We start from the raw sequence: 12,924 nt of genomic DNA on the forward strand, positions 1-12,924 counted from the left end.
CCACTTCCCCCATCCCTGCTGTCCAAGGAGGGCTTACGCCATGGAAAAAACCGTTCAGCTCGAACACATGAACACCCGGGTCTTCGTTGAAGGGGCTTACGACACCGCCCTGATCCCGCTTGGGTCCTGCGAAAGCCATGGGGATCACCTGCCCTTCGCCATGGATGCGCTGACGGCCCATAAGCTGGCCCTGGGTGTGGCCGAGCGCATGGAAAAGGTCTTCGTTCTGCCGCCGACGTTCTTCGGCTTCAGTCAGCATTATTGGCATAAGCCGATGTCGATCAGCCTGAGCCAGGATACCAATATCCGGGTGATCGCCGATATTCTCGACTCGCTGGCCCATTGGAAGATCCGCAATGTGCTGATCATCAATGGTCATGACGGCAATATCTCGGCCATCGACGTCGCCGCCCGCGCCGCGCGCCTGCGCCATCCCGACATGAAGATCGGCTCTCTCGACGCTTGGTGGGTCACCGCCGGCAACCTGCTGCCCAAGGACACCTTCGAGGTCTGGAATGGTCTGGGCCACGGCGGCGAGGGGGAAACCTCGATCGGTTTGGCCTGTTTCCCCGAACTGGTGGACATGGCCCATGCCCGGGGGATGATCCCCGAGGTCGATGAGAACGTGAAGGAATTGTGGGACTTTTCCGAGCTGACCGACTACGGCGCCACCGGGGCCCCGGAAAAGGCCACGCGCGAAAAGGGTCAGGCGATGTACGACGTGCTCGTCGACTATCTGGTGGCCTATCTGACCAAGCGCCGCGACACCAACTGGGCCTATAACCCGAAATAACAGTTACGGGGATTTTCGGCGGCGCCGGTTTGCTTGGCGTCGCCCCTTCCCTTGCCACAGGATCCTCAAGGCCATGGCCGTTTCCCCCTCGCCCCTGCGCATCTTCACCGCCGGCGGGACCATCGATAAAGACTATCGCCTGGAAGAAAACGGGCTGGTCGTCGGCGACCCCTTCGTCGCCGAGGTCCTGAAAACGGCCCGTCTGGCGGGCGCGGTGTCGATTGTCGCGCTGTCTCGCAAGGATAGCCTGGATTTCACCGAGGCCGACCGCGAAGCGATCGGCCGGGCGGTCGGCCAAGCCGTGGAGGATCATATCCTTCTCACCCACGGCACCGACACCATGGTTGAAACCGCCCGCTATCTTGGCGGCTTGCCCGAACTCGCCGGAAAGACCGTGGTGTTGAGCGGCGCGATGGTCCCCGGCCGGGTGGGGGGAAGCGACGCGGCTTTCAATATCGGTTTCGCCTGCGCTGCGGCGTTGATGCTGGCGCCGGGAGTCTATATTGCTATGCACGGCAAGGTTTTCGACCCGGCGAAAACCCGGAAGAATCGCGGCCTTGGCCGGTTCGAGCCCATCGACGACCAGGAGTAGCTGGCGGAAAAGGGAACCTTGGGTGTCCTTGCCGCCGCCCCTTGTCTTCAAAGTCTCGACCGGATGGCACAGGAGGATCGATGGCGGAGCAGGCGGACGGCGGATCGGGACGGGCCGATGGCAAGGAGCAGGCCTATCGACGCCTCCGCGACTGGATCATCTATTCCGAACTGCGCCCCGGCTCGGCGATCAAGGAACGCGAACTGGCCGAGCGGCTGGGCGTCAGCCGAACGCCGCTGCGCGAGATCCTTCAACGTCTGCATTACGTCGGGCTGGTCGACTGGCAACCCAATATCGGCGTTTTCGTCGCCCCCATCGACTATGGGCGGATCCGCGAGATCTTCGAGGTCAGGTTGGCCCTTGAGCGCGCCGCGGTCTCCCTGGCGACCGTCAAGGCGACGGCCGCCCAGATCGACGATCTCGATGCTCTTCTCGGCCGCTGCCGTCAGGCCATCGACACGGGCGAATACGTCACCTTCATCTCGCTTGACGCCCTGTTCCACGAAAAGATCCGCGATATCGCCGGCAATGCCTATCTGGCGACCCTGATGGACAACGCCCATAACGTCGCCCTGCGCTTTTGGTACCTGTACCGCGAGTCCCTGGCCGATACCTACCACGATATCGAAAACCTGGGGCTGGTGGTCGAGGCAATGCGCCGCCGCGACGCCCCGGCCGCGGCCAATGCCATCGCCGCCCATATCGTCGGCTTCCTGCGCGCCTTTCATGCCCAGGAGATCGACGCGCTGTGCCGGGCGATGGCCGTGTGAGGCGGTTCGCTTTATAGCGCCTCGCCGCGCAGCAGCCTGTCGACCTGATCCTGGCTGAGCCCGCCAACCGCCTTGGCCTGGGCGTCATTGACATGGTTGGTGGCGCCGGCGGCCATTTCCAGGCCGCCTTGCAAGGTGCCAAGGTGCTTGAGGAAGGCCGCGACCTTGCGGATCTGCTGGCCGGTGATGTCCTGGAAGGCGCAGGCCTCCATGATCGCCTCAAGGCGCATGGCGGTCACCTGATCGGGGGATTTCTCGATCAGCAATTCGGCCAGACCGAGGATGCGGTTGACCGCGCGTTCCTGTTCCTTGACCACCGAATCAAGCACCTTCAACGAGGTGTTCAGGGCCGCTTGCACTTTTTTCGGATCACTCATGCTTTATCCCGACCATCCGGCGAAGGCGCGTCTCGCGTGGGGTATGGCGGCGCGTCGCGCGGCCATCGGCCAATATTTGCCCCACCGCCCGCCTCTTGCCAAGGGGGGCGCGGAAGGGAGTCGACAGGGCGGGCTTAAAACGGATCGAGCTCGACGTCCCAATAAAGAAAATCCCGCCAGCTTTCATGAAGATAACCTGGCGGGAAAGAGCGTCCCTCGTTGCGCAGGCGGTGGGTGCTGGGCTCCGCCGGGCGTTGAAGAAGCGGCATAGCGGCCTCGCGCGGCGTTCGGTTGGCCTTGCGCATGTTACAAGGCCCGCAGGCCGTCACCACGTTGTTCCAGGCCGTCACCCCGCCCTTGGAGCGCGGCACGACATGGTCGAAGGTCAGGTCATGGGCGGGAAGGCGGATGCCGCAATACTGGCAGGCGAAGCCATCGCGCAAGAACACGTTGAAGCGGGTGAAGGCCGCCCGCTTGGCGACGGGAACGTATTCCTTCAGCGAAATGACGCTGGGCAAGGAGAGATCAAGGCTGGGGGAATGGACCACCCGGTCGTATTCGCTGACCACGCAGACCCGGTCCATGAAAACCGCCTTCACCGCCTCCTGCCACGACCATAAAGACAGCGGGAAGTAACTGAGCGGCTGGAAATCAGCGTTCAGGACCAGGGCGGGACATGCATTCGCCGCAATACGCAAGGGCCCTTTCCTTTGTAAAAAATGGCCAATCTGCGTCAAGGAATGCTACCTTGTACGCCTTCCACCGCAAAGCGAATATGATAGTTCAGTAAAAACGTATAAAGAAAACAATGGCTAGCCGTTCCGCCGGTTCCCCCGTTTTTCCCCGGTCGACCCGATGACTCGCCGCGACGCGGCGAAAGCCCCCGCCGATGCCCCGACCACCGGCCGCTTCGCCCCCAGTCCGACGGGGCTGCTGCATCTGGGTCATGCCTATTCGGCCCTGCTCGCCCATGACAGCCGGCGGGCCGAGGGCGGGCGCTTCCTGCTGCGCCTGGAGGATATCGATCCCCAGCGCTGCCGCCCCGAGTTCGAGACAGCGATCCTTGAGGATCTGACGTGGCTGGGGGTGCGCTGGGACGCCACGCCGCGCCGCCAGTCCGAACATTGGGCCGATTACCGCGCCGCCCTGGCCCGTTTGGACGAGGCCGGGCTGCTTTACCGCTGCTTTTGCACAAGGTCGGAAATCGCCGCCGAGGTGGCGCGCAGCCCTTCGGCCCCCCACGGCCCGGAAGGCGCGCCCTATCCCGGCCTGTGCAAGCGCCTGGACCCCGCCGAGGTCGCCGATCGACTGGCCAAAGGCGACGCCTATGCCCTGCGTCTGGATACGGCCAAGGCCCTGGCGCGCTGCGGTCCTTTGGTCTGGCACGACGCCGAGGCCGGGGCGGTGGTCGCCCGTCCCGATCTGTTTGGCGATGTGGTGCTGGCCCGCAAGGATACCCCGACCAGCTACCATCTGGCCGTCACCGTTGATGACGCCTTGCAGCAAATCACCCATGTGGTGCGCGGCCGCGACCTGTTCGAGGCCACCCATGTCCACCGCCTGCTTCAGGCCCTGCTCGCCCTGCCCAGCCCGCTTTATCGCCACCACGCCCTGCTCAAAGGCGCGGATGGCAAACGCTACGCCAAGCGCGACCGGTCCCTGACCCTGGCCAGCCTGCGCGCCACCGGCGAAACCCCGGCCACCCTGCGCCAACGCATCGGCCTGCCTGCGGTTTAAGGGGGGGGCTTGCCGGGCGGCAAGATGCCGCCTATCTATATGGCATGTTGCCGATAGCCTGGGAGGTTCTGATGTCCGAAGCCCTTATCGAAGCCGTGGCCCGTAAGTTGGGTGGAGTGCCGGTTCTTGGTGCCGAAGTTACCTCTCAGGCCGATCTCGCCAGCGTCGTGCGCGGGGGGCTGCCCCTAAGCGCCCTCAAGGGTTTGGCCGAGGCAGGATTAAGCGAGGGGGAGATTGACTCTTTTGTTATCCCCCAGCGAACCCGACGGCATCGGGCGCAAAAGCGGCAATCGCTGACGGTTGATGAATCCGACCGGGCGGTTCGCCTGCTGCGCATTCAGACACTGGCCGAGCGGACCTTTGGCGGTGAGGAAAAGGCCGGTCGCTGGCTGCGTCGGCCTTTGACGGAACTGGGGGGGGAAACACCTCTAGTCGTTGCCCAGACCGAGGCCGGGGGACGGGTCATTGAAACCATCCTGGGCAAGATCGCCTGGGGCGCGGCCGCCTGATGCTGCTCTGGCGCCTTGCCGGAGTGGACTATGCCCAGGTCTTTGACGGCGGCTATGGTCTGCGCTTCAACGGTCGTTGGAATACCATCGGCCATCCCGTCACCTATTGCGCCACCTCGCCCGCGCTCTGCGTTCTGGAAAAGCTGGTCCATATCGAGGATCCAAGCCTGCTGCCGGATCTGGTTATGATTCAATACGAGGGTCCCGACGATCTGGGGATGGATATCGTGGCGATTGAAGACCTGCCCGACGGCTGGCAGCGCCAGGAGGGGATGACTCAGGGATTGGGTGATCGCTGGCACGAGGCCAGACCCTCCCCTCTGTTAAAGGTCCCTTCGGCGCTCCTTCCCCTTGCCCAATCCCCCGACCGCACGATCGTGATCAACCATACCCATCCCGACACCACAAAAATTGCTCTGAAAGGGCTTTGGCCCTTCACGCTCGATTCCCGATTGTTTTGAAGGAGAGCTATACCGTGCGCAGCGTGCGTCCTTGTCGGCTCGCAACCAAAGAGATATTTTAATGCTCTGAGGCAATCCGGAGAGTTAATTATGGGCAGAATTGTTCCTTCTGTAAAAATAGGCGATGATGAAGGCTTCACCGAAAATGATCTCTTTGGATATAGAGAGTTTGGAGAGAAGTTTTCCTCTCTTGTTTGTGAATTTGATCAACCATTAACCATTATTCTGGACGGCCCTTGGGGAAGCGGAAAGACTACATTTATTAAGCAATGGGCCGGTCATTTGAGAAAAGAGAAAAAGGTTCCGGTGATTTATTATGACGCATTTTCTAATGATTATCATGATGATGCTTTTATTTCGATAACATCGGAAATAATTGATTTTGCGAAAAATATATCTGAAGAAAAGGCCGAAAATTTTCTTCGCGTTGCAATAAAGGTTGGTACTTCCTTAATCCCGATCGCAGTGAAGACCTCCCTGAAAATAGCAACACTAGGTTTTGTGAATGGCGCAGAGCTATCTGACTCTCTTGCCGAGGTAATTAAAGAAGGTGTGGCAGAGAGTAGTGAGCTTAGTGCGGATTATTTGGAAAAACTCATTGGGGAAAAGCTGGAGGGCGCTAAGCAACAGAAAGAAGTTATTAAAAAATTTAGGGAATGCCTTGAAAAGCTTTCCCGAGAATTGGCTAATTCAGGTGAGGATTGTGAAGATAAAAAGCCTCTAGTTTTTATCATTGATGAGCTGGATCGCTGCAAACCATCATTCGCATTGGATGTTATCGAGGGAATAAAACACTTATTTTCTGTCGATGGTGTTGTCTTTGTTGTCGTGACGAATCTAAAACAAATGGAGGCTGCGGTTCGTGGATGTTATGGAGCAGATACGAACGGGAATCTGTATCTAGAAAAATTTTATGATATTCGAATAAATCTCCCTATAAATAGTAATTATGAAATAGAAGCTATTCATAAATATATTAATTATGCTTGTAAAGGACATCCAATAGATAGTCGCATGAAAGACGAAATAAAAAAAATAGCAATAGCAAAAACAATAAATTTTAGAACAATCGATAAAATAATAAATTCTTTATCTATTGCTAATTATATGGAAATGAGTTCTTCGCCAGTTATTAAAATTTTAATAACTGGCCTCTCCATTGTTCGCCATATTGACAGTGATCTTTATAGAAAGGCCCGTGTTGGTGGTCTTTCTTGGGAAGAAGTAAATAATTTTTTTGGATTCGAAGAATGGCCCGAGAAAGATTGGGAATATTCAATTAAATTATGGAAATTTTTCACAGGAAAAGAATCTGATTTAGAAAATAAACTTAAATTCGAACACCCAATAGATAAAGGGCAGGATTTCCAAAAAATTGGAACTAAAATTCTAGATAGCTTTAGGTTATCTAAAGAGATTGATTGAAGAGGTGATCTATTTATTATTTCCCTCCCCCTTGAGCCGCGCCAAGGGGTGGGCGGTGCGGACCAGGGTGGTCAGGCGGTCGTCGAGGACGTGGGTGTAGATCTGGGTGGTGGCGATATCGGCGTGGCCGAGCAGGGTTTGCACGCCGCGCAGGTCGGCGCCATGGGCCAGCATGTGGCTGGCGAAGCAATGGCGCAGCACATGGGGGGAAACCCGGGCCGGATCGATGCCGGCCCGCAGCGCCAACTCGCCCAGCATCTTGGCGAAGCCGTCGCGCGTCAGATGGCCTTCCGCCGCCGAGGAGGGGAACAAGAAGCGGTCGGCCCGGCGCCGCGCCGCGCCGCTTGCGGGCAGGGTCGTCGGCCGGGCGATCAGCCAGTCGCGCAGGGCGGCGCGGGCGGGCAGGCCAAGGGGCACCAGACGCTCCTTGTCGCCCTTGCCGCGCACCAGGATGGTTTCGGGATCGCGGTTGGCCACCGACAGCGGCAGGCTGACCAGCTCGGAGACCCGCAAGCCGGTGCTATAGAGCAATTCCAGCAGCACCCGCGCCCGCAGGCCGCGCGCCCCTTCGCCGGCCTCGGCCGCCACCAGCAAGGCGTCGACCTCGGCTTCCGACAGCACCCGGGGCAGCGGTCGGCCAAGGCGCGGCGAATCCAGGCCAATGGTGGGGTCGTCGGGGCGGCGGCCCTCGCTGACCAGAAAGCCGTGGAACTGGCGCAGGCACGACAGCTTGCGCGCCTGACTGCGCGGCGCCAGTCCGGCGGCGGCCATCGTCGCCAGATAGGCGCGCAGGGTCGGCCGCGACACCGTCAGCCCGTCCAGGCCCTTTTCGCGCAGGAAGGCCGCGTAATCGCGCAGGTCGCGGCCATAGGCTTCCACCGTGCGCCGCGCCGCGCCGCGCTCGGCCAGCATCATCTCCAGGAAAGCCTCGGCCTGGACCGCCAGCGACGGTCCGCGGCTGCTTGGCGCCGTGTCGCCGGACTCGGCGGTGGTCATGGCGCCTGGACGGCCAGGGCCTCCAGGCCGATGGCGGTCGCGGCATCATTCAGGCCAACCCCCTGGAGGGCGAGGACCACCTGACGCAGCACCCCCGGCGGCGCCTTGGTCGGACCGCCAACCCCGGCCAGGGTCGACAGGGCGAGCAGGACGGTTTCGCCGGTCGCCCGCCGCGCCGCCGCCGCGCCCAGGCGGTCAAGCGACACCGCCGGGTTCATCAGGATCGCCGCCGGATTGGCCGGAAAAGCGCCGTCGATGTCGCCTTGGTTGGCCAGGCGGTCCATCGTCACCAGCGAGGCCAGACCGCCCTGCCCGCGAAACAGGTCGCGGCTGTTGGCCTGAAGCAGGCGCACCCAGGGGCCGGCGGCGCGAATGTCGCCCACCCCATAGAACGCCCGGGCGATCTCCGGGGCGGCGGCCAAGGCCCCATCAAGCACCAGCATCTCGCGCAGCGACGGCAGCAGGGCGCGGACCATCGACAGATAAAGCCCGCCATCGCGCTGGCGCAGGCCGCGCAGCAACTCGGCCGCGGCATTGGCCTTGGCCACGGGATCGCGCAAGGCGCGCACGGCCTGGAAAGCCTGGGCGCGGGCCAGGGGCGTGCCCTCGGTCAGCAGGGTCGACAGGATCTTGGTGCGGTCGGCGGCGCGGATCGGGGTGTCGCCATACAGATAGGCCAGGGCATCGGCGGGCAAGGCGCCGCCGGCTTCGGCCCGTTCGGCGCTGGCCAGCCGCTGTGCCGGCGGCGTTGGCGCCGAGAGCGCGATCGCCCGGTCGAGCCAGGGGGTGGGGGGCGAGGCGGCTTCCGCCGGAATCGGCTGATCGGCGCCGCGATAAAGGGCGATGGTCAGGGCGTCGAAAGCCGTCGGCTTGCGCGGCTTGCCCTTGGCCAGCTTGCCCATGCGCTCGGCCAGGATGAAGAAGCCTTCGTCCTTGATGCCCTGCTCGCGCAGCATCGCCATGCCCAAAGCCGCCTGTTCGGGCTTGCCCGCCTGCAGCTGGCAGAAGATCTGCAGCTTGTGCCAGAAAACGTCATCCTCGACGGCCAAGGGGGTCGCCGTCGGCGGCGGATTGGCGGTGGGCTGGCAGGCCTGCTCGGGGTGACTTTGTATCAGCAGGGCTTCGGCGCGCCGGCGGGCCAGGGCCGGGGTCAGGGATTGCGCCGGCAAAGCCTCGACCAGGGCGACCACCTCGGCGGGGAAACCATAGCGGCCGAGCAGATCGACCCGGCGCAGCAGCAGGCTATCGGCGGGCGCGGCGCCGCTGGCGGCCGGCGGATTGGCCGAGCTGAGCAGCAATCGGCGGGTCAGATCGGCCATGGCGCGCGAGGCCAGGGCCGGGGGCAGGCCATCAAGCAGAGCCAGGGCGCCTTGCAGACCGAGGCCCTGCCACAGGGCCGGTCCCAAGCCGCCTTCGGCCGGGGCGAGCAGACCCAGGCCATCGGCGCTGGGCGCCCCCAGATCCTGCATGAGGATGCCCTGGCGTCCCGGGCGGGCCGCACCGAAGGGCCCGGCGAGCGGCGGCGCCCCGGCCGAGCGGCTTCCCGCCGAGCCCGGCGTCAACGGATAGGGGGATTGGGCCAGACCGGGCGCGGCGGCGATCAGGGTGCCGGCCACGGCCAGGGCGCAAGCCACGGGTCCCGTGCGGCGGCGGGCGGCGGCGAAACGGCGGACTCGTTTAGAACCGGTCATTCGGGATAACCTTTTCCACCGTCTGGCGGGGCGGCGCCCCATCAAGTCCGGCCAGGGTGACGCCCAGCGCGATAACGCCAAGCACGACAGCCAGGAGAATGAATCGGATCATGAAACGCATGGGGGGCTTTCCGGTTGAGGGGCCGGTTGAGAGGCCGGGACACAAGGGCATGCGGCGGCGGCGGGCGGGGGCCGAAAGGGGCCATTGCCCCTACCGTAAACCCGCCAAACCTTGTATTTAGTCCCGACCATGGCGAGAGGAAGGCAGTGTACCGGCTCCGTCGCGGGCGATCAACGTCGCCCGCCGTCCGTATCCGCGCCCCTCGTCGGGGGGTGGCGATGAGAGGGATTGGCCGAATGATTGAAGCCGAGGAAAACACCCTGGCACTGCCGCGCACCCTGGTTCTGGTCGGGCTGATGGGGGCGGGCAAAACCTGTATCGGCCGCCGTCTGGCCCAGATGGCCGGGGTGCCGTTCGTCGATGCCGATGTCGAGATCGAGCGCGCCGCCAAACGCACCATCGCCGAGATCTTCGCCACCTATGGCGAAAGCGAATTCCGCGCCCTGGAGCGGCGGGTGATGGCCCGGTTGCTGGCGGGGCGCACCTGCGTGCTGGCCACCGGCGGCGGCGCCTTCATGGCCGAAGACACCCGCGCCCTAATCCGCCTTCACGGGTTATCCTTGTGGCTGCGCGCCGATCTTGATCTTCTGGTCGCCCGCACCGCCGGACGAACCCACCGGCCGCTGCTCAATAACGGCGACGCGCGCGAAAAACTGGCCGAGCTGATGGCCAAGCGTCATCCTGTCTATGCCGAGGCCGATATCGTTTTCGATGCCCTTGACGAAAGCCAGGACGCCTCCGCCCTGCGGGTGCGCTCGTGCCTTCTTTCCTACCTCGCCGACCATGCGGAGACCGCCCCGTGAGCCCAGACACAGCCGCCGATGCCGCCGCCGACCCCGCCTTGCAGTCGTCCGTTCTGACCGTTTCCCTGGGCGAGCGCAGCTATCCCATTCATATCGGCCCGGGCTTGCTGGGCCGCGCCGGGGCTTTGATCGCCCCCCTCTTGCGCAAGCCCCGGGTTTTCGTCGTCACCGATGCCACCGTCGCCGCGCTGCATCTCGATCCCTTGCTGGCCTCCCTCGGCGCGGCGGGCATTGCCCATGATCACGTCGTGCTGCCGGCCGGCGAGGCGACCAAAAGCTTTTCCCAGCTTGAAGAGCTGCTTGATCTTTTGCTGGCGGCGCGGTTCGAGCGCTCGACCACCCTGCTCGCCCTCGGCGGCGGGGTGATCGGCGATCTGGTCGGCTTCGCCGCCGCCATCTTGCTGCGCGGCGTCGATTTCATCCAGATCCCCACCACCTTGCTCGCCCAGGTCGACAGCAGCGTTGGCGGCAAGACCGGCATCAATACGGCCTATGGCAAGAATCTGGTCGGCGCCTTCCACCAGCCGCGTCTGGTGCTGGCCGACACCACCGTGCTGGATACCCTGCCCCGCCGCGAATTGCTGGCGGGCTATGGCGAGGTGGTCAAATACGGCGTCATCGATGATCCCGCCTTCTTCGACTGGCTTGAAGAGCATGGCTCCGCCCTGATCGCCGGTGACGGCGGGGCGCGCATCCACGCCGTTCTGACCGCCTGCCGCGCCAAGGCCCGGGTGGTCGCCGAGGACGAACGCGAAGGCGGACGCCGCGCCCTGCTCAACCTTGGCCACACCTTCGGCCACGCGCTGGAGGCCGAAACCGGCTTTGGTCCCACCTTGCTCCATGGCGAGGCGGTGGCCCTCGGCATGGTGATGGCCCTTGATCTGTCGGTGCGCCTGGGGCTGTGTCCGCCCGCCGACGCCGCCCGCTTGCGCGCCCATCTTGATCACGTCGGCCTGCCCACCGATCCCCGGCGTCTCGAGGGTGCCCCGGCCTGGAACGCCGAGCGCCTGCTGGCGGCGATGGATCACGACAAGAAGGTCGAGGATGGCAAGGTGACCTTCGTGCTGGCGCGCGGCATCGGCCGGTCGCTGCTGTGGCGCGAGGCCGATACGGCCAGCGTGCTCGCCACCCTGCGCGCCGCCGTGGCGCCCTGAGGGCGGGGCCGGGCAAAGGGCGATGGTGGTCATCGGCAAGGGCATCGGTCGGGTTCTAAGGGCTTGGCGCGGCGGCCGGCGCCACAAACCGGGCAAGGGATCTTCGGCCGAGGCGCTGTCGGATCTGCGCGGGGCGATCGATCAGCACGCCTCGCCCGACTCGGGCCGATTGGTGCGCAACGAACGGGCGATGCTGCGCAGTATCCTTGATCTGGCCGATGTCAAACTGGGCGATGTCCTGGTCCACCGCTCCGATGTCGCCTCGGTTAATGCCGATCTGGCGACCAGCGAGATCGTCGAGCAGGTGCTGGCCAGTCCGTTCACCCGCATGCCGCTGTGGCGCGAGCGCAAGGACAACATCATCGGCGTACTGCACACCAAGGCCCTGTTGCGCGCCGTTCAGGCCCATACCGGGCCGATCGACAGCCTGCGGGCCGCCGCCTTGGCGGCGCCGCCGTGGTTCGTTCCCGATACCACCACCCTGCTGGGCCAGCTTCAGGCCTTTCGCCAGCGCCATGAGCATTTCGCCGTGGTTGTCGATGAATACGGCACCCTGCGCGGCATCGTGACCCTGGAGGATATCCTGGAAGAGATCGTCGGCGATATTTCCGACGAGCACGATGTGAGCGTGAGCGGTGTCCGCCCCAGGGCGATGGCGGTTTCCTGGTCAACGGCGAGGTCTCGCTGCGCGATCTCAACCGGCGCTTCGACTGGAGCCTGCCCGACGAGACGGCGGCGACCCTCGCCGGTCTGGTGATTCGCGAGTCGCGGTCGATTCCCCAGGCCGGACAGGTCTTCCGCTTCCATGGTTTTACGTTCGAGGTGGTCAAACGCGTGAGAAACCGGATTTCCCAGATCAAGATTCTTCCGCCGCCCGTTCGACCGGAAGACCCCTGGAAAGACCCGGAAATATAGACCTTGTCCAGATCCTGGCGTTTTCTTGGCTTTTTGTCTGCCGCTGCTTCTTGTTCGACCCTTCCGGTGGGATTACCTTCTGGATTAAGGGCAGATCGGACTGAACCGGATCGCTGGGAGGCAAGGGCCATGCAACGCAGGATCGTTCCCGATGTCGTGCGGGATCAAACCATCTTTTTCGTCTCGGCCGAGACGACGGCGCGGGAGGTCGCGCGGACCCTTGCCGATAACAAGATCGCCGCCGTCGTCGTTATGGAGGACGGTGTCCTCAAGGGCATTATCACCGAACGCGACGTCACCGCCCGGCTGGTCGCCAAAGGTGGCGATCCCGACAGCGTGATGGCGAGGGCGATCATGACCCCCGATCCCGATACCCTGGCCCCCGAGGATACGGCCGAGGATGCCCTGCGCATGATGCGCCTCCGCGGCTATCGCCATCTGCCGGTGGTCGATGGAGAGGGAGTGGTTGGCATGGTCTCGATTCGCGATCTTTACGCGGTGGTGACCGACCAGCTTGAACGCGACATGAAGACCCACGAATCCTTCATTTACGGGGAGCAGTACGGCATCAGCTGATATC

Annotated in this window: 17 protein-coding genes; 12 read left to right on the forward strand and 5 right to left on the reverse strand. The window is 63.2% G+C overall.

The annotated features are described in order from the left end of the window. Nucleotides 1–40 precede the first annotated feature (40 nt). The 3 genes from RRU_RS19245 to RRU_RS19255 all read left to right on the forward strand — a co-directional run bounded on the left by RRU_RS19245 (nt 41) and on the right by RRU_RS19255 (nt 2,155). Nucleotides 41–793: a creatininase family protein gene (locus tag RRU_RS19245; protein WP_011391476.1), complete on the forward strand. Its 753-nt coding sequence runs from the start codon at nt 41–43 to the stop codon at nt 791–793. A gap of 73 nt (nt 794–866) precedes the next feature. Beyond that, nucleotides 867–1,385 carry an asparaginase domain-containing protein gene (locus RRU_RS19250; RefSeq protein WP_011391477.1) on the forward strand — a complete coding sequence of 173 codons (519 nt, stop codon included), beginning with the start codon at nt 867–869 and terminating at the stop codon, nt 1,383–1,385. Nucleotides 1,386–1,465: 80 nt separating this feature from the next. Then, the gene (locus RRU_RS19255; RefSeq protein ID WP_011391478.1) at nt 1,466–2,155 is read left to right on the forward strand and encodes a GntR family transcriptional regulator; all 690 of its coding nucleotides are present in this window, start codon (nt 1,466–1,468) and stop codon (nt 2,153–2,155) included. A gap of 11 nt (nt 2,156–2,166) precedes the next feature. On the opposite strand, the gene RRU_RS19260 is transcribed toward RRU_RS19255, so the two are convergent. Then, nucleotides 2,167–2,532: a hypothetical protein gene (locus RRU_RS19260; protein ID WP_011391479.1), complete on the reverse strand. Its 366-nt coding sequence runs from the start codon at nt 2,530–2,532 to the stop codon at nt 2,167–2,169. 134 nt (nt 2,533–2,666) lie between these two features. Then, nucleotides 2,667–3,230 carry an HNH endonuclease gene (locus tag RRU_RS19265; protein ID WP_011391480.1) on the reverse strand — a complete coding sequence of 188 codons (564 nt, stop codon included), beginning with the start codon at nt 3,228–3,230 and terminating at the stop codon, nt 2,667–2,669. Between the two features lie 157 nt (nt 3,231–3,387). Here RRU_RS19265 and gluQRS point away from each other — a divergent pair, with 157 nt between their 5' ends. From gluQRS to RRU_RS19285, 4 genes are all read left to right on the forward strand, one after another. After that, entirely contained in the window at nt 3,388–4,269 is an 882-nt protein-coding gene (gluQRS, locus tag RRU_RS19270; RefSeq protein ID WP_011391481.1) for a tRNA glutamyl-Q(34) synthetase GluQRS, read from the forward strand. A 71-nt stretch (nt 4,270–4,340) separates the two neighbouring features. Beyond that, on the forward strand, nt 4,341–4,778 hold the full coding sequence (locus RRU_RS19275) for an antitoxin Xre/MbcA/ParS toxin-binding domain-containing protein (protein ID WP_193384996.1): 438 nt from the start codon (nt 4,341–4,343) through the stop codon (nt 4,776–4,778). Next, complete coding sequence (locus tag RRU_RS19280) at nt 4,778–5,239, forward strand: RES family NAD+ phosphorylase (RefSeq protein ID WP_011391483.1); 462 nt, start codon at nt 4,778–4,780, stop codon at nt 5,237–5,239. Before RRU_RS19275 ends, RRU_RS19280 begins: the two co-directional genes overlap by 1 nt. Before the next feature lie 90 nt (nt 5,240–5,329). Beyond that, a complete protein-coding gene (locus RRU_RS19285; RefSeq protein WP_011391484.1) occupies nt 5,330–6,664 on the forward strand; it encodes a KAP family P-loop NTPase fold protein in 1,335 nt (444 codons plus the stop codon). A 9-nt stretch (nt 6,665–6,673) separates the two neighbouring features. Here the strand turns inward: RRU_RS19285 and RRU_RS19290 are convergent, their stop codons facing one another. From RRU_RS19290 to RRU_RS20160, 3 genes are read right to left on the reverse strand one after another with little or no spacing between them, the layout of a single operon-like run. Continuing rightward, nucleotides 6,674–7,660, reverse strand: a complete 987-nt coding sequence (locus RRU_RS19290) for a site-specific tyrosine recombinase XerD (RefSeq protein ID WP_011391485.1) — start codon at nt 7,658–7,660, stop codon at nt 6,674–6,676. Beyond that, entirely contained in the window at nt 7,657–9,351 is a 1,695-nt protein-coding gene (locus RRU_RS19295; RefSeq protein ID WP_011391486.1) for a hypothetical protein, read from the reverse strand. Before RRU_RS19295 ends, RRU_RS19290 begins: the two co-directional genes overlap by 4 nt. Next, nucleotides 9,338–9,472: a hypothetical protein gene (locus tag RRU_RS20160; RefSeq protein ID WP_014626650.1), complete on the reverse strand. Its 135-nt coding sequence runs from the start codon at nt 9,470–9,472 to the stop codon at nt 9,338–9,340. Before RRU_RS20160 ends, RRU_RS19295 begins: the two co-directional genes overlap by 14 nt. Nucleotides 9,473–9,708: 236 nt before the next feature. On the opposite strand from RRU_RS20160, the gene RRU_RS19300 reads away from it, so the two are divergent. The 5 genes from RRU_RS19300 (at nt 9,709) to RRU_RS19320 (ending at nt 12,920) form a co-directional block, all read left to right on the forward strand. Further along, entirely contained in the window at nt 9,709–10,275 is a 567-nt protein-coding gene (locus RRU_RS19300; protein WP_011391487.1) for a shikimate kinase, read from the forward strand. Next, nucleotides 10,272–11,429, forward strand: coding sequence for a 3-dehydroquinate synthase (gene aroB, locus RRU_RS19305; RefSeq protein WP_011391488.1), 1,158 nt, complete (start codon nt 10,272–10,274; stop codon nt 11,427–11,429). The genes RRU_RS19300 and aroB overlap by 4 nt, the downstream gene beginning before the upstream one ends. 22 nt (nt 11,430–11,451) lie before the next feature. Further along, nucleotides 11,452–12,186: a CBS domain-containing protein gene (locus RRU_RS19310; protein ID WP_014626651.1), complete on the forward strand. Its 735-nt coding sequence runs from the start codon at nt 11,452–11,454 to the stop codon at nt 12,184–12,186. Then, nucleotides 12,114–12,344, forward strand: coding sequence for a transporter associated domain-containing protein (locus RRU_RS19315; RefSeq protein ID WP_162470671.1), 231 nt, complete (start codon nt 12,114–12,116; stop codon nt 12,342–12,344). Before RRU_RS19310 ends, RRU_RS19315 begins: the two co-directional genes overlap by 73 nt. Nucleotides 12,345–12,473: 129 nt before the next feature. Beyond that, a complete protein-coding gene (locus tag RRU_RS19320) occupies nt 12,474–12,920 on the forward strand; it encodes a CBS domain-containing protein (RefSeq protein ID WP_011391491.1) in 447 nt (148 codons plus the stop codon). The last annotated feature ends 4 nt before the right edge of the window (nt 12,921–12,924 follow it).

Source organism: Rhodospirillum rubrum ATCC 11170 (genome assembly GCF_000013085.1).
Classification (GTDB): Bacteria; Pseudomonadota; Alphaproteobacteria; order Rhodospirillales; family Rhodospirillaceae; genus Rhodospirillum; species Rhodospirillum rubrum.

Bases quoted from the DNA above. Each gene is read 5' to 3' on its own strand.
- RRU_RS19245 (WP_011391476.1), top strand. From the start codon at position 41: ATGGAAAAAACCGTTCAGCTCGAACACATGAACACCCGGGTCTTCGTT.
- RRU_RS19250 (WP_011391477.1), top strand. From the start codon at position 867: ATGGCCGTTTCCCCCTCGCCCCTGCGCATCTTCACCGCCGGCGGGACC.
- RRU_RS19255 (WP_011391478.1), top strand. From the start codon at position 1,466: ATGGCGGAGCAGGCGGACGGCGGATCGGGACGGGCCGATGGCAAGGAG.
- RRU_RS19260 (WP_011391479.1), bottom strand. From the start codon at position 2,532: ATGAGTGATCCGAAAAAAGTGCAAGCGGCCCTGAACACCTCGTTGAAG.
- gluQRS (WP_011391481.1), top strand. From the start codon at position 3,388: ATGACTCGCCGCGACGCGGCGAAAGCCCCCGCCGATGCCCCGACCACC.
- RRU_RS19275 (WP_193384996.1), top strand. From the start codon at position 4,341: ATGTCCGAAGCCCTTATCGAAGCCGTGGCCCGTAAGTTGGGTGGAGTG.
- RRU_RS19280 (WP_011391483.1), top strand. From the start codon at position 4,778: ATGCTGCTCTGGCGCCTTGCCGGAGTGGACTATGCCCAGGTCTTTGAC.
- RRU_RS19285 (WP_011391484.1), top strand. From the start codon at position 5,330: ATGGGCAGAATTGTTCCTTCTGTAAAAATAGGCGATGATGAAGGCTTC.
- RRU_RS19290 (WP_011391485.1), bottom strand. From the start codon at position 7,660: ATGACCACCGCCGAGTCCGGCGACACGGCGCCAAGCAGCCGCGGACCG.
- RRU_RS19295 (WP_011391486.1), bottom strand. From the start codon at position 9,351: ATGACCGGTTCTAAACGAGTCCGCCGTTTCGCCGCCGCCCGCCGCCGC.
- RRU_RS20160 (WP_014626650.1), bottom strand. From the start codon at position 9,472: ATGCGTTTCATGATCCGATTCATTCTCCTGGCTGTCGTGCTTGGCGTT.
- RRU_RS19300 (WP_011391487.1), top strand. From the start codon at position 9,709: ATGATTGAAGCCGAGGAAAACACCCTGGCACTGCCGCGCACCCTGGTT.
- RRU_RS19310 (WP_014626651.1), top strand. From the start codon at position 11,452: ATGGTGGTCATCGGCAAGGGCATCGGTCGGGTTCTAAGGGCTTGGCGC.
- RRU_RS19320 (WP_011391491.1), top strand. From the start codon at position 12,474: ATGCAACGCAGGATCGTTCCCGATGTCGTGCGGGATCAAACCATCTTT.